General features: G+C 65.7%; 20 protein-coding genes and 3 pseudogenes. 7 read left to right on the top strand and 16 right to left on the bottom strand.

From position 1 onward, the window contains the following. Nucleotides 1-33 precede the first annotated feature (33 nt). Nucleotides 34-1518 (top strand): phosphomannomutase/phosphoglucomutase, encoded by a 1485-nt coding sequence (gene manB / locus SPI96_RS04730; protein ID WP_321081216.1) that lies wholly within the window; start codon nt 34-36, stop codon nt 1516-1518. Between the two features lie 99 nt (nt 1519-1617). Here the strand turns inward: manB and SPI96_RS04725 are convergent, their stop codons facing one another. After that, on the bottom strand, nt 1618-3837 hold the full coding sequence (locus tag SPI96_RS04725; protein WP_321081215.1) for a RecQ family ATP-dependent DNA helicase: 2220 nt from the start codon (nt 3835-3837) through the stop codon (nt 1618-1620). Nucleotides 3838-3989: 152 nt separating this feature from the next. Here SPI96_RS04725 and SPI96_RS04720 point away from each other — a divergent pair, with 152 nt between their 5' ends. Together SPI96_RS04720 and SPI96_RS04715 are read left to right on the top strand one after the other, a co-directional pair. After that, nucleotides 3990-4475 (top strand): RrF2 family transcriptional regulator, encoded by a 486-nt coding sequence (locus SPI96_RS04720; protein WP_321081214.1) that lies wholly within the window; start codon nt 3990-3992, stop codon nt 4473-4475. Between the two features lie 48 nt (nt 4476-4523). Continuing rightward, complete coding sequence (locus SPI96_RS04715) at nt 4524-5708, top strand: globin domain-containing protein (RefSeq protein ID WP_321081213.1); 1185 nt, start codon at nt 4524-4526, stop codon at nt 5706-5708. Between the two features lie 128 nt (nt 5709-5836). On the opposite strand, the gene SPI96_RS04710 is transcribed toward SPI96_RS04715, so the two are convergent. Then, a complete protein-coding gene (locus tag SPI96_RS04710) occupies nt 5837-6178 on the bottom strand; it encodes a hypothetical protein (RefSeq protein WP_321081212.1) in 342 nt (113 codons plus the stop codon). A gap of 341 nt (nt 6179-6519) precedes the next feature. On the opposite strand from SPI96_RS04710, the gene folE reads away from it, so the two are divergent. Further along, nucleotides 6520-7095 (top strand): GTP cyclohydrolase I FolE, encoded by a 576-nt coding sequence (folE, locus tag SPI96_RS04705; RefSeq protein ID WP_321081211.1) that lies wholly within the window; start codon nt 6520-6522, stop codon nt 7093-7095. 18 nt (nt 7096-7113) lie between these two features. Here the strand turns inward: folE and SPI96_RS04700 are convergent. From SPI96_RS04700 to SPI96_RS04640, 14 genes and pseudogenes are all read right to left on the bottom strand, one after another. After that, a pseudogene (locus SPI96_RS04700) lies at nt 7114-8119 on the bottom strand (IS481 family transposase); the annotation flags it as partial. Nucleotides 8120-8264: 145 nt separating this feature from the next. Beyond that, a complete protein-coding gene (locus tag SPI96_RS04695) occupies nt 8265-8987 on the bottom strand; it encodes a 7-carboxy-7-deazaguanine synthase QueE (protein WP_321081210.1) in 723 nt (240 codons plus the stop codon). A gap of 38 nt (nt 8988-9025) precedes the next feature. Then, complete coding sequence (locus SPI96_RS04690; RefSeq protein ID WP_321081209.1) at nt 9026-9433, bottom strand: 6-carboxytetrahydropterin synthase; 408 nt, start codon at nt 9431-9433, stop codon at nt 9026-9028. Between the two features lie 2 nt (nt 9434-9435). Next, nucleotides 9436-10110 carry a 7-cyano-7-deazaguanine synthase QueC gene (gene queC / locus SPI96_RS04685; protein WP_321081208.1) on the bottom strand — a complete coding sequence of 225 codons (675 nt, stop codon included), beginning with the start codon at nt 10108-10110 and terminating at the stop codon, nt 9436-9438. Further along, nucleotides 10107-11378 (bottom strand): MFS transporter, encoded by a 1272-nt coding sequence (locus SPI96_RS04680; protein WP_321081207.1) that lies wholly within the window; start codon nt 11376-11378, stop codon nt 10107-10109. Before SPI96_RS04680 ends, queC begins: the two co-directional genes overlap by 4 nt. Then, nucleotides 11375-12256, bottom strand: a complete 882-nt coding sequence (locus tag SPI96_RS04675; RefSeq protein WP_321081206.1) for a hypothetical protein — start codon at nt 12254-12256, stop codon at nt 11375-11377. Before SPI96_RS04675 ends, SPI96_RS04680 begins: the two co-directional genes overlap by 4 nt. After that, nucleotides 12253-13467: a pitrilysin family protein gene (locus SPI96_RS04670; RefSeq protein ID WP_321081205.1), complete on the bottom strand. Its 1215-nt coding sequence runs from the start codon at nt 13465-13467 to the stop codon at nt 12253-12255. The genes SPI96_RS04675 and SPI96_RS04670 overlap by 4 nt, the downstream gene beginning before the upstream one ends. Next, a complete protein-coding gene (locus SPI96_RS04665) occupies nt 13464-14048 on the bottom strand; it encodes a PIG-L deacetylase family protein (protein WP_321081204.1) in 585 nt (194 codons plus the stop codon). The genes SPI96_RS04670 and SPI96_RS04665 overlap by 4 nt, the downstream gene beginning before the upstream one ends. Nucleotides 14049-14059: 11 nt before the next feature. Then, the gene (locus SPI96_RS04660) at nt 14060-14851 is read right to left on the bottom strand and encodes a class I SAM-dependent methyltransferase (RefSeq protein ID WP_321081203.1); all 792 of its coding nucleotides are present in this window, start codon (nt 14849-14851) and stop codon (nt 14060-14062) included. Further along, nucleotides 14838-15647 carry a glycosyltransferase family A protein gene (locus tag SPI96_RS04655; protein ID WP_321081202.1) on the bottom strand — a complete coding sequence of 270 codons (810 nt, stop codon included), beginning with the start codon at nt 15645-15647 and terminating at the stop codon, nt 14838-14840. The genes SPI96_RS04660 and SPI96_RS04655 overlap by 14 nt, the downstream gene beginning before the upstream one ends. Then, a complete protein-coding gene (gene speD / locus SPI96_RS04650; RefSeq protein WP_321081201.1) occupies nt 15640-16731 on the bottom strand; it encodes an adenosylmethionine decarboxylase in 1092 nt (363 codons plus the stop codon). The genes SPI96_RS04655 and speD overlap by 8 nt, the downstream gene beginning before the upstream one ends. Then, nucleotides 16728-17258, bottom strand: coding sequence for a carbamoyltransferase C-terminal domain-containing protein (locus tag SPI96_RS09950; RefSeq protein WP_414601906.1), 531 nt, complete (start codon nt 17256-17258; stop codon nt 16728-16730). Before SPI96_RS09950 ends, speD begins: the two co-directional genes overlap by 4 nt. A 143-nt stretch (nt 17259-17401) precedes the next feature. Next, nucleotides 17402-18349, bottom strand: coding sequence for a carbamoyltransferase N-terminal domain-containing protein (locus tag SPI96_RS04645; protein WP_321081200.1), 948 nt, complete (start codon nt 18347-18349; stop codon nt 17402-17404). 76 nt (nt 18350-18425) lie between these two features. Next, nucleotides 18426-18554, bottom strand: coding sequence for a hypothetical protein (locus SPI96_RS04640; protein WP_321081199.1), 129 nt, complete (start codon nt 18552-18554; stop codon nt 18426-18428). Between the two features lie 240 nt (nt 18555-18794). On the opposite strand from SPI96_RS04640, the gene SPI96_RS04635 reads away from it, so the two are divergent. The 3 genes and pseudogenes from SPI96_RS04635 to SPI96_RS04625 all read left to right on the top strand — a co-directional run. After that, entirely contained in the window at nt 18795-19076 is a 282-nt protein-coding gene (locus SPI96_RS04635; protein WP_321081198.1) for a transposase, read from the top strand. Between the two features lie 9 nt (nt 19077-19085). Then, a pseudogene (locus tag SPI96_RS04630) lies at nt 19086-19670 on the top strand (DDE-type integrase/transposase/recombinase); the annotation flags it as partial. A 65-nt stretch (nt 19671-19735) separates the two neighbouring features. Beyond that, a pseudogene (locus tag SPI96_RS04625) lies at nt 19736-19915 on the top strand (IS30 family transposase); the annotation flags it as partial.

Genomic DNA, 19915 nt, shown 5'->3' with positions numbered 1-19915 from the left:
GCTGAGCAGGCCTGTTCCATTACCATCGGTCGGGTGACTACTTCTACCGGTGCCATCGATCTGCACGACTCCTTCAAGGCCTACGACGTCCGCGGCATCGTGGGCGAGACCATCACGGCGGACACCGTGCGCGCCGTGGGTGCCGCGTTCGTGGACGTGCTCGGCCTGGCGGGGCAGACCGTCCTGGTGGGCGGGGACATGCGCCCGTCCTCCCCGGAGTTCATGGACGCCTTCGCCGAGGGTGCGATGCGCCGCGGCGGGCAGGTGCAGCGCCTCGGCCTGATCTCCACGGACATGCTCTACTACGTGGCGGGTGTCCGGCAGGCTGCGGGCGTGGTGTTCACCGCCTCGCACAACCCGGCCGAGTACAACGGCATGAAGATGGCCAAGGCCGGGGCGGTACCGGTCTCCTCGGACACCGGCCTGTTCGAGATCCGCGACGCCGCCCAGGCCTACCTGGACGCCGGCGAGATCCCTGCGGCCGAGGTGGAGGGCTCAGTCGAGGAGTCCGACGTGCTGCGCGGCTACGCCGAGTACCTGCGCTCGCTCGTGGACCTCACCGGGATCCGCCCGCTGCGCGTGGTGGTGGACGCGGGCAACGGCATGGCCGGGCGCACGACCCCGGCCGTGCTGGGCGACGAGGTCCTCCCCGCCCTGCCCCTGACCATCGAGCCGCTGTACTTCGAGCTGGACGGCACCTTCCCGAACCACCCGGCGAACCCGCTGGAACCGGAGAACCTGCGGGACCTGCAGGAGGCCGTGGTGAACCGCGGCGCGGACCTGGGCCTGGCCTTCGACGGCGACGCCGACCGCTGCTTCGTGATCGACGAGAAGGGCGAGCCGGTCTCCCCCTCGGCGGTGACCGCGCTGGTGGCCCGCCGCGAGATCGCCCGCGCCAGGGCCGAGGGCGAGCAGACCCCGGTGATCATCCACAACCTCATCACCTCCCGTGCGGTGCCGGAGCTGGTGGAGGCCGACGGCGGCCGTGCCGTGCAGACCCGCGTGGGCCACTCCTTCATCAAGGCCGTCATGGCCGAGGAGGGGGCCGTGTTCGGCGGGGAGCACTCCGCGCACTACTACTTCCGCGACTTCTTCAACGCGGACACCGGCATGCTCGCGGCGATGCACGTGCTGGCCGCGCTGGGCGAGCAGGAGCAGCCCCTGAGCGAGCTCGCCGAGGAGTACGAGCCGTACTTCGCCTCGGGTGAGATCAACTCGCAGGTGCAGGACAAGGACGCCGCCGTGGCGGCCGTGCTCGCCCTGTTCGCCCAGGGGGCCGAGCCGGCCGCCGGGCAGACCGCGCAGGGCCAGGCCGTGCACGCGGACTTCGCCGGCACCGCCACCCGGGTGGAGCGCATGGACGGCACCACCGTGTCCGCGGCGGACGGCTCCTGGTGGTTCAACCTGCGTCCCTCGAACACCGAGCCGTACCTGCGCTACAACGGTGAGGCCCGCACCTCGGAGACGATGGCCGCGATCCGCGACGCGGTGCTGGCCGCCGTCCGCGCCGGGCACTGAGACGCCGCCGGGCCACCGGTCCGGCCCAGACGGCCTGGCCCACAGGGACCCACGAGGCGGCCCTTCCACTCACCCGAGCGGGAGGGCCGCCTCGCCGTGTCAGCCCGAGAGCGCCAGCACGAACGGCAGCACCCCCTGGGCGCCGGCCCCGCGCAGCACGCGGGCGGCCTCGGTGAGGGACCACCGCGAGTCCGCGAGGTCGTCCACCAGCAGCACCGGGCCGTGGTGGCCGGCGTCGGGGGCGGTGCGGAGCATGTGCGCCATGGGCTCGGGCACGGCGAAGCGGCCGTGCACCGAGCCCAGGCGGTAGGCGCTGTTGCCGCCAGGCCCGGCTGAGGGACCCCCGGCCGCGTGCTCAAGCACCCCGAGGTAGGGCAGGCGGCCACGCCGGGCGATGCCTTCGGCGAAGGTGGAGACCAGCTCCGGACGCGTGCGGGAGGGCATCGCGGCCACCGCGATGGGACGCTCGGCCCAGTCCCACTCGGCCAGCACCCCGACGGCCGCCGTCAGCACGGCCTCCGGCACGGGGACGTCCGGTCCGCCCAGGAGTTCGCGCAGCCGCCCGCCCCAGCCGAGGTCGGTGAGACGGGCCAGGGCGCGCCCCTCCCCTGCTTGCTCGCCCGGGGCGATGCGGCCCTTCACCGGCACCCCCAGCCGGTCCATCCCGGAGGGCCACATGCGCCGAGGTTCCAGCACCACCCCTGCCCGGTGCAGGATCCGCTCCGCGCGTTCCCGGGCGGCACCATCCGCACCGTCCGGGTACCAGGGGCCCACGCACACGTCGCAGCGGCCGCACGGCTGGGCGGTGGGGTCGTCCAGGGTGCGGGCGAGGAACTCCATGCGACAGGTGCCCGTGGTCTGGTAGTCGAGCATGAGCCGCTCCTCGGCCCGGCGAGCCTCGGCCACGCGGGCGTAGCGGTCGGCGTCGTACACCCAGGGCCGGCCCGTGGCGCGCCAACCCCCGCCGACGCGCTCCACCGCCCCGTCCACGGCCAGCACCTTCAGCAGCAGCTCCAGGGCCGTGCGCCGGACCTCCACGGCCGGCTCGAGCGCCGCCACAGACATCGCCCCGCCGTGCTGGGAGAGCACCTCCAGCACCGCCCGGGCCTGGGCCTCGTCCGGCATGGAGGCGGTGGCGAAGTAGCGCCAGATCTCGCGGTCCTCCGCGCCGGGCAGCAGTAGCACGTCCGCGTGGTCGGTGCCGCGCCCGGCACGGCCGACCTGCTGGTAGTACGCCACCGGGGAGCTCGGCGCCCCCAGGTGCACCACGAACGTGAGATCCGGCTTGTCGAAGCCCATGCCCAGCGCCGAGGTGGCCACCACTGCCTTGACCCGGTTCTGTTTGAGGTCCTCCTCGATCCGGGCCCGCTGCTCCGGATCCGTTCGCCCCGTGTAGGCGACCACCTCGAGGCCGGCCTCGCGCAGGGCCCGGGCAGTGTCCTCCGCCGCGGAGACCGTGAGCGCGTAGACGATGCCCGAGCCGGGCAGCTCGCCCAGGTGTGCCAGCAGCCAGGCCAGTCGGGCGGCCGGGCTCGGCAGGCGCAGCACGCCCAGCCGCAGGGAGGCCCGGGCCAGCGGGCCGCGGAGCACGAAGACGTCCTGGGCCGAGTCCACCCCGAGCTGCTCGACGACGTCCTGCACCACGCGCGCATTGGCCGTGGCCGTGGTGGCCAGCACGGGCACGGCGCTCGGCCCCTGTGAGGGCAGCCGGCCGATGAGGTCCCGGATGCGCCGGTAGTCGGGGCGGAAGTCGTGGCCCCAGTCCGAGATGCAGTGGGCCTCGTCCACCACGAGCAGGCCCATGCGGGCCACGAGGTCCGGCAGCTGCTCGTCCCGGAACCTCGGGTTGGTCAGCCGTTCCGGGGAGATCAGCAGAACGTCCACCTCATCCGCGGCCAGGCGGGCGCGCACCTCGTCCCACTCCGTGGCGTTCGCGGAACTGAGCGAGGCGGCCCGCACCCCGGCGCGCTCGGCCGCGGCGATCTGATCCCGCATCAGCGCCAGCAACGGGGAGACGATGAGGGTGGGACCGGCCCCGCGGGCGCGCAGCAGCAGCGAGGAGACGAAGTACACGGCGGACTTGCCCCAGCCGGTGCGCTGCACCACCAGTGCCCTCCGCCGGTGGGCCACGAGCGCCTCCACGGCCTCGAACTGCCCGTCCTTGAAGTCGGCGTCGGGGCGGGCGACGAGCCTGCGCAGCACCTCGAGCGCCTCGGACCGCAGGCCGACCCCCGGAGGGGTGGCCGGGCCGGCGTCGGGCCCCGGATGCGGCGGCGGGACGGGCGGTGGGGCGGACGGGGAGGCGGGCGGCTGGCTCATGGCCGTCAGTCTGCCACCGGGCCCGGACACCGAAGCCCGGGACGGGCCGCACCGTGGACGGTGCCCCACGGGCGAGCGACTGTGCAGGAGCCGAACGTGTCAGGTGCGTTGCAGTGGAGTCAGCCGTGCACCGCCGGTGAAAGAATCGGGGGATGAAACTCAACGCCTTCACAGACGTCTGCCTCCGGGCTCTCCTCCTGCTCGGTGGGGACCCGGAACGACGCCGGACCACCCAGCAGGTCGCGGACGAGATCGCCGTGCCCTACAACCATGTGGTCAAGGCGGTCGCCGAGCTGCGTCGGCGCGGGCTCCTGGAGGTGACACGTGGACGCACCGGCGGGGCCCGCGTGACGCAGGTGGGCCTGGACCAGCGCGTCGGCGAGCTCGTGCGGGCCCTGAGCACCCGCACCGAGGTGGTCGACTGCCAGGGGCACGAGTCCGGCACCCCCTGCCCCTTCCGCCGGGACTGCGCGGTGCGCAACGCCCTCTACGCCGCCCGCGAGGCCTTCTTCGCGGAGCTGGACCGCCACACCGTCCGCGAACTCGCCCGGACCTCCACCCTCGGACCCGTCCCCCTCGGCGTCCCCAGCGCCCGGAAGCCCTCCGCGACCCTCCCCACCAGCACCCCGGAAGAGTAATCTGGCATCATAGATGCCAGTAACTTCTCCCGTCCCCAGGAGCACCCCATGCTGTCCGAGAAGTCCCGCCCCGTCATCGAGGCGACCGCCGCCGTCGTCGCCGAGCACATGCCGGAGATCACGCCGACGTTCTACGCCCACATGTTCGAGGCTCACCCCGAGCTCCTCGACGGCGTGTTCTCCCGCGCCAACCAGCGCAGCGGCGAACAGGCCCAGGCCCTGGCCGGCTCGATCGTGCGCTTCGCCGTGCACCTGCTCGAGCACCCGGACACCCTCCCCGAGGCGGTCCTGTCCCGCATCGCCCACAAGCACACGGCCCTGGGCATCACCGAGGACCAGTACCGGATCGTCCACGAGCACCTCTTCCGGGCCATCGCCGACGTCCTCGGCGACGCCGTCACCCCCGAGGTCGCCGAGGCCTGGACCGAGGTCTACTGGCTCATGGCCGACGCCCTCATCCGCCTCGAGAAGGACCTCTACGCCCGTCAGGCCAACGACAGGATGTGGACCCCCTGGCGCGTGGCCGCCAAGGAGCCCGCCGGCAACGCCGCCGTCACCCTCCGCCTCGAGCCCGCCGACGACACCCCCGTGACCCCCGGCTACCCCGGCGGCTACGTCTCCGTGCGCGTCCGCCTCGACGACGGCCTGCGCCAGGCCCGCCAGTACTCCCTCTCCGGAGACGCCGCCGCCACCGACCACCGCCTCATCACCGTCAAGCTCGACGAGGCCGGCGAGGTCTCCCCCGTGCTGGTCCAGGAGGTGGAGGTCGGCGACATCGTCGAGCTCTCCAACCCCTACGGCGATGTCGCCCTCACCGACTCCGACGCCCCGCTGGTGCTGCTCACCGCCGGCATCGGCATCACCCCGGCCGCTGCCATCCTCTCCGCCCTCGCCGAGCAGGGCTCCTCCCGCACCGTGCACCTTCTCCACGCCGACGCCTCCTGGGACTCCATCGCCCTGCGCGACCAGGTGCTCGGCTCCGTGGCCGCCCTGCCCTCCGCGCAGGCCCACCTGTGGCTCGGCGTCGTCCCCGAGGAGGCCGCCGAGGGCGTCACCGTGCACGAGGGCCGGCTCGACGCCGCCGCCGTGGACCTGCCCGAGGGCGCCGAGGTCATCCTCTGCGGCCCCCTGGCCTTCATGCAGACCGCCCGGTCCACGCTGATCGACGCCGGCGTGCCCGCCGCCTCCATCCGCTACGAGATCTTCGGCCCGGACCTCTGGCTTGCCGCCTGAGCGGCGGCCTCCCCTGATGGGACGACGACGGCCCCTGGCCTGAACTGCTCCCCGGATGGTGCGGCTCAGAATCAAGTCCCACCACCCGGGGAACAGTCCTCATGCCAGGTCCTTCTCCACCGCCGCCCTCACTCCGAGGCCTCGTCCTTCGCCGGCACGTTCGGCGCCACCGCCCGACGCCCGCCCACGACCGGGCCCATGTGCACGGGCCGGTAGATCCTCGGAGGTGTCGCCGTCCTTGCCGCCGCCTCACGCGCATTGCGCTGCAGCACCTTCATGACCAGATACACGTCCTTGATCGGCGGAACTGTGTCGTACTGCGTGAACACCGCACCGTCCATCGGCGCGGCACCCCCCAGCCCGAAGGGATACCCCGAATCCCACCGGTTCCCGGTGCCGACCTTGTCCCGATGCACATCCCGGGGAACCCAGAAAACCACCCGTTGCTTGCGGTTCGGCACCGCTCGCATGTCCTCCTCCAACCACCCGTTCGGCATCAGTCCCTGTAGCAGTTTATTGTTATTGTGGCACACGCGAGAGGGCGAGAGGGTCGGCACCCAGACCCCTCGATCCCACTCCGGAAGCTTTGACACACCGTCAACAAAGGTGTCGCTAACAATAGAACCTATACATAGGTTCATTGAATAGGCGCCTTCCACTGGGCAGGTGGGGGGTCCGCCAAGATCAGACGCTCATTGCGCTGGCCACCGGCCGTGCGGCCTACCCGCCTTCGCTCCGTAGCGTTGGACCAGACCGACAAGGAGATGATGTGCCAGTGAGTATAGAGAAGCACGCCGAGGACGAAAGATTCATGTCCCATACCACCGTCGACCAGAAGCGTATCGCAGCCGCGGTTCGTGAGATCCTGATCGCAATCGGTGAGGACCCTGAACGTGAAGGGCTCCTCGAAACACCACAACGCGTTGCTCGTTCCTATGCCGAACTGTTCTCGGGCCTGGCCGACGACCCCGCGCGACTGCTCTCCACGGCATTTGACATCCAGCATTCCGAGCTAGTGGTAGTCAAGGACATCCCCTTCTACTCGACCTGCGAGCATCACCTCCTCCCCTTCCACGGGCACGCTCATATCGGCTACCTGCCTGGTTCTCACGGTAAGGTCACCGGACTGAGCAAGCTGGCCCGCCTTGTTGAGTTGTACGCACACCGCCCCCAGGTCCAGGAACGGCTCACCACTCAGATCGTTGAAGCCCTCATGACTTATCTCGGGGCCTCAGGCGCCATCGTGGTGATGGAATGCGAACACCTCTGTATGGCCATGCGCGGCGTGCAGAAGCCCGGTTCCATGACGATGACCTCCGCAGTCCGCGGCCACTTCCGGGATCCGGCCACTCGCGCAGAAGCCCTCGCTCTGATCCGAGGGCACTGACCCGCAGCCTGGTGGCTTGTTGTAGGAGGGCATGACGTTGTTGACACGCGCCGGGGCCCGTGAGGCCGGCGGGATGTTCCCGCAGGAGGTATGAGGCCGATGGTAGTTGTAGTGGTTCACCCACACCTGCAGGGCCTCACGCCGCTGGTTCTCTGAGGTGTAGGGGCGAGCGTAGAGGACCTCGTCCACCATGAGCGGGTTGTACCGTTCGACCTTCCCGTTGTGACGCGGGGTGTACGGGCGGATCCGGTGGTGCCGGCCCCCGAGCGAGACCACCTCGGCGGTGAAGTCCACGGCCCGGTAGTTGTTCCCGTTGTCCGTGACCACCCGGTCCGCGGTGATGCCATGGGCGGCGAAGAACGCCCTCGCCCGGCAGTAGAACCCGATCGTGGTCACCGCCTTCTCGTCCTCCAACGCCTCGGTGTACGCCAGGCGGGTGAACGCGTCGATCGCCGAGTGCAGGTACGTGTACCCGACCCGCCGGCCAGGCCCGCGCTTGGCCGCTCGCGCGTTCTGAGAGTCCCGGCCGTGAGCACGCCAGCCTCCCCACTCGGGGATCTTTCCGATCTTCTTCACGTCCAGGTGCACCATGTGCCCCGGGCCGCGGGCGGTGATCTTCTGAGGTCGTTGGCGCAGGTCCTCACCCGTGGGTGCGAGGTCTGGCAACCGGGAGATCCCGGCCCGGTGCAGCCACCTCCCCACGGTGCGCAGGCACAGCTGGTGGCCTACGGAGACGAGGTGGTGATGGATGCGTCGTGCGGACCACTTCAGCTCCCGGCGCAGGGCCTCGATCTCGGCCAGGATCGCGGTGTCGAGCTGGGCGGGGCAGTGGTGGGGTCGGCTCGAGCGGTCCTGCAGTCCTGCCTCGCCCTCGGCGCGGTAGCGGGCCACCAAGGTGGCCACCGTGGGCCGACTGACGCGGAACTTAAGCGGCCACGTGCGCTTGGGGGATGCCGTCGTTCAGGTGGCGTTGGACCATTCTGAGACGGCCGGGGGGAGTCAGGGGTGCGTTAGCGTGAGTCACGAGCGGGCGTCCTTCCGCGGATGAGTGGATGTCGCAATTCCCATCCTGCGAGGCGGAGCCCGCTCGTCTCATCTCACCCCGGCCCTCGTGTCAAGAACCTCATGACCCACAACAGCTCGTCTCGCCGGCCAGAGCATCCTCCAAGTCAACGCCCCCGTTCCTCGCCCCATGCGAGGACGTGGAGGCGATGGGAGACATTGACTCCACGAGCCGTGGCCCATTCACACACCATGGCCCATTTTCTGTCGAGACTGCCCTTGTCCGCACCCTCGGGCATCACCCACACACGACTCCGATCCCAATGATTCTCATCAGCCAAACGGACCGCGGCGGCCACATCCGACTCAGATTCGACCACGACTTTGAGATGTACGGACTCTCGACGCCCTATTATCCCCCACCCTGGGTGCAAGGCCGGGGACACTCGTCCCCGCTGAGCTCGCGCGTGGGGCAACTTCGGGGAGACCACGAACACCTCGACGAGATCGGCCAACTCGGGAAGCGGCTCTACAGTCCCGTTAGTCTCGATGTGGACCGCCTGCCCCCTTCTCGCCAAGGCCTTGACAACGTCCATGAAAGTGGGGCGCCGCTGGTAAAGCAGGGGTTCCCCGCCGGTGACGACGCAGATGGGACTCATCGGGACCAGATCCAGTACCTCCTCAGCAGACCGCATGACGATCTCTTCCCGCAGGTCGTAGTTTCGTCCGTCCCACGTGTATGCCGAGTCGCACCACCAACAGCCAAGATTGCATCCCCCAAAACGGAGGAAAGAGCAGACGCGCCCTGAGAAGGGGCCTTCACCCTGGATCGTGGGCCCGAATATCTCACTAATGGGGAGCCGTGCCTCCTCCGGTGCGAACGACTCCACGCCGTCCTTTGAGGACAGGCGATCCCCTGGCTTAAACGTCACATCTCCCCCTCGAGCGCGCGTGGCACCATGGTCCGTGTAACCATCGCCCAAGTCTTCGGCGTCTCCGAGACGGAGACCTTGATCATGGTGACATTCTTGTGGCCCATTGCCCGGAGCCGCTCACCCACCAGAGATGCCATCCAGGCCGCCAAGTTCTCCGCCGTAGGGTTGCTATCCATGACGTCGTTCAGGTGGCGGTGGTCCAGGGTCTCATCCATCCATCTTTTGAAGAACGCCAGCTCTCCATAGTCGACCACGAATCCCGGTTCCACTATGGAGCCCACGATGCTGAGGCGCACCCGATAATTGTGCCCATGAAGCCGCGAGCACTGGTGCACCCTGGGAAGACCGTCGAGCCGGTGTGAGGCTGAGAAGTCAAAGTCCTTGCTGATCTCTGCGTACATGTTCAGTCCTTTCGATAAAAGGTGGGGTCAGTGACACCGGCGCGCTCGAACGCCTCCGCCCGCTCGCGACACGTACCGCACACGCCGCAGTGTGCGTCACCGCCCTCATAACACGACCAGGTGAGCTCGAACGGTGCCCCAAAATGGGCTCCGGTGGTCACGATCTGGGCTTTGTCCATGTGTACGAAAGGAGCACGGATGGTCACATGGCCACCCGTCCCCAGCTCCGTGGTCTCCGCCGCCGACGCTATGAATTCCGGGCGACAATCGGGGTAGATCGCATGGTCACCGGAGTGAACGGCGGTCCAGACCTCCTCGATCCCCCACGCATCTGCCACCCCGGCTGCAGCCATGAGCATGGTTGCGTTGCGGTTAGGCACGACGGTTACCGCCATGGAGTCGGCATCGTACGAGTCAGCGGGCACTGTCACCGAAGGGTCCGTAAGGGCAGACCCCTTCAAGGAACGCCCCCAACCACGTAGGTCCAGCACCATCAGGGGCGTGCGGTACATTTCGGCCACGCGACGAGCCGAATTGATCTCACGCCGGTGACGCTGCCCGTAGTCGACGGAAATAGCGAGCCTGAGATCTGCTTCGCGGTCTGCCACGGCCATGGCGGCAGTCGAATCAAGACCTCCACTTAGGAGAACAGCCACTGTTTTCAGTTCGTGCGTCACAGGGCACCCTTCTCTCTCTCATCATCGAGGCCCTGGGGGCCCGTGTCCGCTTCTGGCTGGCGATCCTCCCCAGCCTGCTCCTCGTCCAGGTACCGATCAGCGATTGGGATCCATGAGGCCGCCATAAGCGCCAATACGATCGCGATCACACCAACGGTGGCCCCCGGGCTACGCTCAGCCCCCCACCCGATGAGAGGGTTCACCGCGATGCCTACCACGCTACCCACTGTGCTTGCAACGTTTAGGACCGTCGCGCGGCGATGCGACGGGATTACCTTATTGGCAACAGCCCTTGTGATGGGCCCACGGGCATGCATGCCTAGAACCACAAGGACAAACCCGGCAACAACGGCCACGGGGTGCGGGATCACCATCAGGCCGAACCCGCCGGCACCGTATCCCATGGCCAGGAGGAGACCGTTCCTTCGGCCGAGGCGGTCGACCACGGATCCGGCAAAGTGGTTGTATAGCGCGGCCACCAGCTGGGCGCCACCTCCGATGACCCCCCACAGTGCTACCGGTACGTCAGTAGTCTGGAACAGTGGCTGGTTGAGGGTGAAGACGGCGTTGAAAATGACGAATACCGCGCTCGAAGCGACCGCCGTATACAGCAGTATGGGGTTAGTGAAGAGCAGTCCCGCCCCCCGCCTCAGACCGGACCAGGAGGTCTCGGGCTCCTCATCGTTCGAAGGACGTTGTCCTGGCAGGAACATGACGACTACCGCCGCCACAATCGCGACACCTGCGGCTGCGGTGGCCGGCAAAGATATGTCCCGGGCTGCCATCACACCGCCGGCGACGGATCCGATAACCCCCGCCCCCAGCTCCAAGGCACTCAGATGGCCCCACACACCGACCGATACCTCGTCAGCTTCCTCCCCCAGGGAATCGTAGATGTAAGCGTCCTGAACCCCCGTCAGCATGGCGATGCCCAATCCGCTGATAAAGAAGGACACTGCGAACATGCCGAAAGAGTCGCCTAAGGCGAATAGCACCTCAGCGACGGCATTGAAGACGAAGCCGCTAAGGATCACCCACCGACGGTCCACCCTGTCGGCAACGATCCCGGCGGGGACTTCCGAGATAAGAATGCTGGCCAGCAGAATACTCTCCAGAAGGAAGATATTCCCCAGCGAAAGTCCTCGCGACGTCAGAAAGAGGGCACTGACCGGCACATAGAAAGAGAGGCCCGCTGCGATAGTCGCGACGGCGATGGGCAGGAGGGACCGATCCTTCCACACCCGCGATGCAGCAGTGTCAAGTTTCACCTGAATACCTCGATATCTAAATAGGGGTGGGGCAAGGCGGAAGGAATTGAAGCCCGTTCGAACACCCATAGGTCCGTCTCGACTAGACCATCGCTGCCCTGGGGATACGCCTTAAGCCGCGGGTGGCGGCCACAAGGGATCATTCCGTTGCGAAGACACTCAGCGATTACCTGGGCCCAGCGTCGGCCAAGCCTCCAAGGGTTTACCGAGAGGTACACACGGGCACCGTCTTCCGGAGAGAGGCATTCGTCCGCCCGTTCCAACCACTTGCCCAAGGCTACAGAGCCGTCTGCTGGGTCGAGGAGAACGGCCTCGTAGCAGCCCTGCTCCCTCATAGGGAGCCGGATATCGTGACACTTGAACTCGAGATGGGGATGGGAGCCGATGAGGTCTCCCACCCGGGGGTCGATGTCGTAGACCACTGCCGGGTAGTCCTCGCCTGCTACAGCGCAGCCAACTAGATCGTCGTCCCCCAAAAGGGCGAGACGAGCCCCGTAAGGGAAGTCCCGGCGGATGACTTTGGCCATGCGGGCACGACTTTCAACGTCACAAACGATCTGTCCCAAGCTCGGGTCCGCCTCAAGCGGGCTGGGGGTCGTTTCGGCCATCTCAGGGGCCACCAGCGCGGGCACGATAACGTCACCCGCAACGCTCAAGGCCTGTTGGACTTTGCGGTGCAAGCGGGGCAACCCACCTGCATAGACTCGCTCACCTGACACACACTCTGCCGCCAGACGGGCGAACTGGAGCCGCGACGGTCGGTACCAGACAGTCCACGTGTAGCGACGAACAGCTGCCAGCTCTCCCTCACCCCACTCCTCATTCTCGAGTTCGACAAACCGCTGGTAGGCCCGTTCGAGAAGCTCCAGACGACTCATCTTCCGCTCACTCCTTCCAACACTGTCACTTGAGGGCCTCGGAGGCGCGCATGCAAGCTGTCCACCGCGGTCGGGCTCACCATAGCGGCCACCGGGTCGGCGGGCCCGATGATCGGATGCAGGTGCGCAGTCCTGTCCAGCATCGACCGGCCGATCCAGTTCACCCGTAGGCGGGTCGACTCCATTCCGATAGCTAGCGAGCCGTTGAGAGCCTGGCTGGCACGGTGGAGGGAAGACGGGTCGTTGAGGACCCCCGACCACGCAGACTCGACGGCCCTGAGAATTCTTTCGATCGTCTCCTTGATCGCGCCCGATCCGCAGGATGCGTATGCAGACAGCAGGGCGCAGTCTGAAAAGACAGAGCGGTACGTGTAACAGGAGTACTCGCCCTCCTGACCAGCGAAAGCTACCTGCAACGCGCCCGTCGCGGTGCCCCCCAAAAGCCGGTTCACTACCGATAGAGGGAAGTCGTCCGCTGGACGTCGATCCAGTAAAATCCATGAGACGAGGACGTGACTGCGGGGGCTCGACACTTTCTCATGTACATAATCCATACGAGGGTCCCGAACAGCTTCCCCGGTGCGTATCGCTACGCTCTTGTCCGTCCGAGCTGATGAGGTGAACGCCTCGAAGGCTTCCGCGACCTCGTCTGGGTCGACCCCACCGGACGCGATCGGGACGACCCTCGAGGCGAGCTGACCCTGGTGCTCAGCGGCAATGTCCGCGACGGTCAGCTTAACGACATCATCAGGCATCCCTCGAGCCGGGTATCCCAGGGGATGATGACCGAGCAGGTTCGACAAGGCCAATTCGTGGATGAATCTGCCATGATCAGCTCGAGTGCCAGCGATCTCATCCAGAACGACCGACCTTTCAGCCTCAAGGCGGGCACGGCTCAAATCTGGCCGAAGGAATTGATCCCGCAGCAGACACCACCCTTCTGCGAAACGGCCCCGAGGGAGTGTCGCCGCATACATCGTGAACTCGGGTGTGGTGATCGCTTCGGAACGTCCCCCCAGCGCGTCGCACAGATCGGAGAGATTGCCCTCTTCCGAGCGTGTGGTCGTCACAAGGTGCTCAAGGACGTGAGCCGCCCCTCGGGCTGCCGGAACTTCGTGCCGGCTTCCCGAATCGACCCACAGCGCAACCGTGAGGGAGGACAGATTGCCCACGGGATCCACCACGGCGTCGTTCATGCCGCCGCCGGTCACAGCTGCACCAGGGTGAATGCCTCGACGAAACGCCCGTTTCCGGTCGTCACGCCACGGAACCGGTTCAGGCCTGCGGCCCCCGCAGCATAGTCACGCTCATTCATCTGCGTCGTGAAACACTGGATCGCCTCTATCTTCTGCTGCATTACGTCGGTAACGTCCTCGAACAGTGCCGGACGTGGGATGGGCGTCCACACCTCATACCCCAGGACCCGACGGAAGTGACCTGACCGCAACATGGCGCTCGCAACCACACGCGATACCACCGCATGGTCAGGATCCTCCTCTCCCGGGTGCGGGACGAAGACCAAATCTGGGCGGAACGTTTCAAGCCAACCGACCACTGCGTCGACACTCGACTCACCCACCGTGAGAGGGTGTGACCGCATCATGGCCCAGTCACTCCGGGCCACGCCGAGAGTCGACCACGCCGCTTCGGCCTCACCATGACGGAGCTGATGCTGCTCATCGCTGGCGTCACGGGTGAGAACACCGACAAAGACGTCAGCCCCGGCCTCCGCATACTTTAAGATCGTGCCTCCACAGCCGATTGTCTCGTCGTCAGCGTGGGCGGCGATCACGAGACGCCGCTTCATTGAGTGCCCCCTTCGGCCAGGATCACCAGGTTGCTCGACCGCCGGGTAACGGGTCCGTGGTAGAAGTCGCCATATACCCTCCCCCTCAGGCCTGCGACCTCCAGGAGGAGTTGCCATTCGGCCTGCGTCGTATAACGCGTCATGTACTCGACCGTGAGCGGATCACGGTCGCTGCCGAAGTTGAAAGTGCAGGTGCTCCGGACCAGCTGCAGGAAATGGTCGTACCCGAAACGCACCTCGGATGACAACAACCCGACCTCTCTCACGAGCTCCTCATCCATATCACCCCGGTAATTTCCGCGAGCGTCATCTGTAGCGAAGGGAGGAACCGACACATCAAGTGCCAGACACCCCCCGGGCGCGAGGAGACTCGCGACACGCCTCAACGCCGCTACCTGATCACGTGTGGTGAGAAGGTACTCAAACGCACCGCCAGCGACCACAACCACATCGAAGGTGCCCTGCACTCCAGAGAGCTCGGGCAACCGGTCCACCTGCACCTGGCTCGGCGCGCCGACCTCTTCCAGTCGCCGGCGCGCAATCTCCACGCTCTCGGACGATGGGTCCACCCCCACGCATTCATGACCACCTGTCACAAGAGTCTCCAGGAGTCGTCCCGTCCCACAACCGACGTAGAGCACTCGGCGCGGCGTGGATCCGCAGACGCCCGTATAGAAGTCCACGAACCCATCAGGGTCGGGGATGAGCCCGTCGTAGACCAGGGAAAGCCGGTCGTAGGCGTCGACCGACCCGTCGTTGGTCGGCTTGCACAGGTCAGGAGAGGTCATCGAGGCGCCTACCTTCCGAGGCGGATGCGAACTTGTACCCCGCCGTGAAACTGAGATTGAACAGATGGTCGTAGAAGGCGAGAGTGGGATCGTCCCGTCTTATGGCCCCCCACGGGAGGCTCAGCGCGGACTTCCACGACACCGTCTTATATCCGTCGAGTCCGAGTCGGACCCCACCACGATGGCCCTGCCCGTAGCGATAGGCGGATGTCAGATCTCGGAGGGGTGTCAAGGCGTCGTGGATCACCACTCCTTCCCTGAGAACGCGGGTGGTAGCGCCTGAGGACCTGACACGCATAGTCAGATCAAAGTCCTCCGTCCAGGCCAGACGGGAGTCGAACAGATATCCTCCAATCTTGGGCAATACCCTCCTGTCAACCAGCAACGGCACTTTGAAGAGCATCTGTGGCATGTTGGTGTGGCGGACTCGCGAACGAGCGACAACTCTCTGAAGCCGCGTGTGATGGCGAAAGATCGTGACTCCTCGAACAAAATCTGCCGTGCCGACGGCCTCCGCGAAGGCAGTAAGAGCCCCAGGATGGAACACACAATCGCTGTCCATGAACAGGACGGAAGCTGTTCCTGCACCCTGCATACCGGCCTCGCATGCTGCTGGCCCACCAGCTGTAGGAAGGGTCAAACTGTCACAGCCCGCTCGCTCCACGAGCTCCCGCACCTCCTGTGTGGGATCGTTCATAACAACGAGAGGGTGAGCTCGGGCTTCATCGAACGAGGCCAGACACCTGCCCACTCTCATGTCGTCCTTCACCGGGATGACGACAGTGAATTCACCCATGGGTCACCGCGCGCACTCTGTTCAGCTCCTTCTCTACGGCACCGAGGCCGCGGGAGAGTTCCTCCAATGAACGGGCGTTAAAGAGGGGAGCGTCGACGTCCCGCTCGCCCCGGCTTTCCTCCATCGCCGCACGGTACGTCTCTGCTCGGGGAGCCTGAAACCCAATCAAACCGGACTCTCGCGACACCTTGGAAACCGCCTCGTGATACCCGTGGGCGACAGGGTGTCCCAGAAGCACGACCGCCTTGTAGTGTTCCTTATGAGCAGATACATAACTGCGTATACGGTCCGAGGTCAGAGCTCGGAACAGCGCGCGGGGATCTTCTTCCCCTGAGGGATGACCCCCGGACACATCCATATAGTCGTAGCTACAGAAAAACTCATTCATCTGGTATTCGAAGGGGACAAGACCAACATTCGAAATTACTACGCGATGGACGCGATCGTGCTTGTCAGTCACCGCCCTTAGGCGGGCAATGTACTCGGAGAAGTCATAAGGCTTCGCCCATGAGCAGGGATGGAGGAGGAGGATGTCCTTACCGGCGGGAGGCCGATAGGAGTCCGAAGTAAAGAAGCGAGACCAGCTCAGCCCCTCTGGCTCCAGCAAGTACTCCCGACCAATACCCCGCCTGAACGTGGGGCGCGCAAAGTGGCCGTAAGGCGGGGCGGCAAGGATATACTCCGGGAACCCCGGATAAGTTCGGACCGCCGGGGTTGTTGCAAGAGGCCGCTCCGTCATGGTGAAGCTAGACGAGGTCGAGCCCAGTGCCCTGGCCGCCAGAGGTACAACAGTCACGGGATCAACCGCCCCACAAGTGAAGATGTCCACAGTGGCCGCACGCCGCTCTTCTTCTGGCCAGGTATGGATTGCACAGTGCGACTCGGCCAGAATCGCAATCACCGACACCCCATGGGGCTCGAATGTGTGGCAAATCTCTTCCCGAATCTCGACCTCAAGCGCGGCGCAAATGTTTCGGACGATACCCGTAATAAGTGCGGGGGAATTCAACACATTCGGATCGCACCCTTCCAAGGTAATCCGAACCTCATTACCCAGATTCGTTCTCTCGTTCTCCGAGATCATTGGCTTCCCCGTCCTTCCAACTCAATCAACCATCCGTCACCGGCCAGTGCATGCAACCCTAGACCCCGAGCGCTGCAGAGCCCGTCGTCCATGGAATAGACAATGGGTTCCCCTGCCCTGTTGAACGAGGTGCAGATCACCGCATGTGGACCACTTCTCATCTCGCCCAGGCTTGTGATGACGTTTAGATACGCCGCCTGGGTGTGATCGACGACCTGGGGCCGAGCAGTGCCGTCGACGTGAGTGACACCGGCCAGGCCGGAGGCTTCTTCCCTCACCGCAGCCGCCTGTAGCATGAATGCGTTAGGTACCCCGCTAAAGGAACGGTCGAATTCGGAGGGGGACACCGAGGGAGCCAGGGGGCGCCAGGTCTCTCGTCCCTTCATCACGTTCACGATGTCACGTACACGGGTGGATGACGGGTCTGCCATGATGGACCGTCCCCCGAGGGCTCTGGGCCCAATCTCTGAGCGGCCGTCGAGCCACCCGAGCACCTGCCCCTCCGCAAGCCTCTCCGCCACGTCCATGGGGCCGGCCTCGCGTAGGGTCAACCCCTCCTGAGCCGCGATGTCCGCAGCATCGGCAATGCCCATAGAGCGCCCTAGATGGGCAGACTCGACGTGCCCGATGACATCTGTCCTCGCCGCAACCGCGACTGCGGCGCCCAGAGCTACCCAGAGTCGTTGGCGCAAGGGGGGACCACGAGTTCTCGCCCCTGTCGTTGCAGAGTGACCGCCAGCTTGCCGTTACTTGCGCAGTTCAGCGCGGTGCCCCCGGCAAAGACCACCGTCCTGGAGCGGAAAGCACCGACTAGCTCCGCGATTCTCTCCTCCAGTGCCGCCTGAGCCACTGCCGCCACAAACGCTCGTCCTATGAAGGTGGCACGTCGAGGGCCTGCTGCAGCGGTCACCAGCTGGCTCCATCTCGCCAGACTGTCGGCGTAGAGTTTGTCAGTCGCTGCGCTTCTCTGACCCGCCTCTTCTTGAGCTATACACCGCTTCAACCGTTCGACTTCGGAACACGGTAGCGTTCCCCGTTCCACATAGGAAGAGAGGCCCATCAACTTGCCTTCTTCACCCCATCCGAAACCAGCCAACTCCGTGGCCGCCTCGTACATCGCTCCGGCTGACGATTGAACCGAGAAGATGCTGTCTGTGACGAGATGCATACCCTCGCAACGGAACACTGCTCCGGAGGAATCCTCGCCCGACCCATCCAGGACAAGAATCTGACATTCCTTCCGGCGCTCAGGGGCAACAAAGGCAAGCCCAGACCAGGCGTGGGACTCGTGGTGCTGGATGAATTCGACAGGAACCTCAGGGTTGACCTCGATCCCGCTATCCCTCAGATCCTGGATTATCCGGTTGCGTTCCTGATCGGCCGACTCCCCCAATAGATCTGGGCGCCAGGGGTAGGCAATCACGTCTACGTCCTCTGCCTTGACGGAACCCACGGAGAGAACCTCCGCCGCAGCGTTTACCGGATGCATCCCTGGAGCGCGCTTACGCCGGATCAGCCGCTCTTCTTCCACGACGGCTTCCACGACTCCGTCCACCACTAGTGCAGCCGATGCATCGTGGTCTGCATTCAAATATCCATTAAGACCGAGAACGATCACACTTTCCCCTTTGAATACGGATGGGATGGACCGCCCAGGATGGGCGATCCATCCCACCGCGCTGCCGTGAATCATGTCACATCTTGCTAGCAGCGAGAGAACCGCCGAAGAACAGCGACTCCGTGTCGTCGACAATCTTGACATCGGACCACGTGAAATCCGACTCGAAGTTGCCCATGTCCTGGGCCTTGTCGTTGAGACTCATGTTGCACCCCCCTTCGTTCCGCTTGGGGTCGGCGACCTCGCCTGGAGGTCGGGGCGGAGAGGCCGCTCTTCTCCTTCCCAGGTGTATCACACCTAGAAGGCAGGGAACAAGTCAACCCCCAGCCCCCCCATGTCCTGCACTCAGCCGAATCTCATAGTGAGCGCACACGTCCGGGACTGATGCACGTATAGGTGACACACAATCTGTGGTGTTCCCACACCGCAGGGAAGCATGTGCACCATGCCCGCCCCCTACCCCCAAAAGTTCCGCGACGACGTCGTCCGCGTCGCCCAGAACCGTGAGCCCGGCACCCACGTGAAGCAGATCGCGAAGGACTTCGGCATCAGCGAGTCCTGTCTGACGAACTGGATGCGCCAAGCCGAGATCGAAGCCGGCAACACCCCCGGCACCACCAAGGCCGAGGCCGAAGAACTCCGCGCAGCCCGCCGCAGGATCCGGCTGCTCGAGCATGAGAACGAAGTCCTACGCCGCGCCGCGGCCTACCTCTCCCAGGCGAACTAAGCCGAAAAAATGATGTACCCGCTCGTGTCCGAGCTCGCCGCCGACCAGATCCCGGTCGTGGTGTCCTTGCGGGTCCTCAAGCTCGCCCGCCAGCCCTACTACCGCTGGCTTCAGAACCCTGTCACCACCGCGGAGGTGGAGGCCGCTCACCGGGCCAACGCCCTCCACGACGCGCACCTCAACGATCCCGAGTTCGGGTACCGGCTGCTGCGGGACGAGGCCGAGGCGGCCGGGGAACCCATGGCCACCCGGACTGCCTGGCGGCTCTGCCACCAGAACGGATGGCACTGCGCGTTCGGGGCCAAGCGCGGCAAGAACGGGCGCCGGCCCGGCCCGCCCGTGCACGATGACCGCGTCCGCCGGGACTTCTCCGCCGAGGAGCCCAACCGGCTCTGGCTGACCGACATCACCGAACACCCCACCGGTGAGGGCAAGCTCTACCTCTGCGCGATCAAGGATCTCTACGCCGGACGGATCGTGGGGTACTCCACGGCCGACCGGATGCAGGCCTCGTTGGCCGTGAACGCGCTCGAGCAGGCCGTGGCCCGCCGCGGAGGCACCGACGTGGTAGCCGGGTGCATCGTGCACTCGGACCGCGGCTTCCAAGGTGGATTCAATCGGTCGTCGCAACACCCCCAGAATCACTGGAGGTATGGGCGATGGCCAACAAGGACTGGGCGAGGAAGATCAGTGACGTACCCGAGGGGACACGGCGGCAATGGAGAGCGGATCGGGCCCTGCGGGCCCCGATGCGCTCGCCCGGCAGGCCACAGCCCTCACGAGAGGTCCAACGCCAGTTCTGGCGGGTGATCGCCACCGGCGTCACCACGGCCGAGGCG

This window comes from Micrococcus sp. (genome assembly GCF_034179925.1).
Classification (GTDB): domain Bacteria; phylum Actinomycetota; class Actinomycetes; order Actinomycetales; family Micrococcaceae; genus Micrococcus.
Note: the sequence above shows the minus strand (reverse complement) of the source record. Positions and strands in the feature narration are given on the sequence as shown.

Coding starts and splice junctions, on each gene's coding strand:
- SPI96_RS04725 (WP_321081215.1), bottom strand. CDS start 3,837: ATGAGCCAGCCGCCCGCCTCCCCGTCCGCCCCACCGCCCGTCCCGCCG.
- SPI96_RS04720 (WP_321081214.1), top strand. CDS start 3,990: ATGAAACTCAACGCCTTCACAGACGTCTGCCTCCGGGCTCTCCTCCTG.
- SPI96_RS04715 (WP_321081213.1), top strand. CDS start 4,524: ATGCTGTCCGAGAAGTCCCGCCCCGTCATCGAGGCGACCGCCGCCGTC.
- SPI96_RS04710 (WP_321081212.1), bottom strand. CDS start 6,178: ATGCGAGCGGTGCCGAACCGCAAGCAACGGGTGGTTTTCTGGGTTCCC.
- folE (WP_321081211.1), top strand. CDS start 6,520: ATGTCCCATACCACCGTCGACCAGAAGCGTATCGCAGCCGCGGTTCGT.
- SPI96_RS04690 (WP_321081209.1), bottom strand. CDS start 9,433: ATGTACGCAGAGATCAGCAAGGACTTTGACTTCTCAGCCTCACACCGG.
- SPI96_RS04675 (WP_321081206.1), bottom strand. CDS start 12,256: ATGAGTCGTCTGGAGCTTCTCGAACGGGCCTACCAGCGGTTTGTCGAA.
- SPI96_RS04660 (WP_321081203.1), bottom strand. CDS start 14,851: ATGACCTCTCCTGACCTGTGCAAGCCGACCAACGACGGGTCGGTCGAC.
- SPI96_RS04655 (WP_321081202.1), bottom strand. CDS start 15,647: ATGGGTGAATTCACTGTCGTCATCCCGGTGAAGGACGACATGAGAGTG.
- speD (WP_321081201.1), bottom strand. CDS start 16,731: ATGATCTCGGAGAACGAGAGAACGAATCTGGGTAATGAGGTTCGGATT.
- SPI96_RS09950 (WP_414601906.1), bottom strand. CDS start 17,258: ATGGACGTGGCGGAGAGGCTTGCGGAGGGGCAGGTGCTCGGGTGGCTC.
- SPI96_RS04640 (WP_321081199.1), bottom strand. CDS start 18,554: ATGAGTCTCAACGACAAGGCCCAGGACATGGGCAACTTCGAGTCGGAT.
- SPI96_RS04635 (WP_321081198.1), top strand. CDS start 18,795: ATGCCCGCCCCCTACCCCCAAAAGTTCCGCGACGACGTCGTCCGCGTC.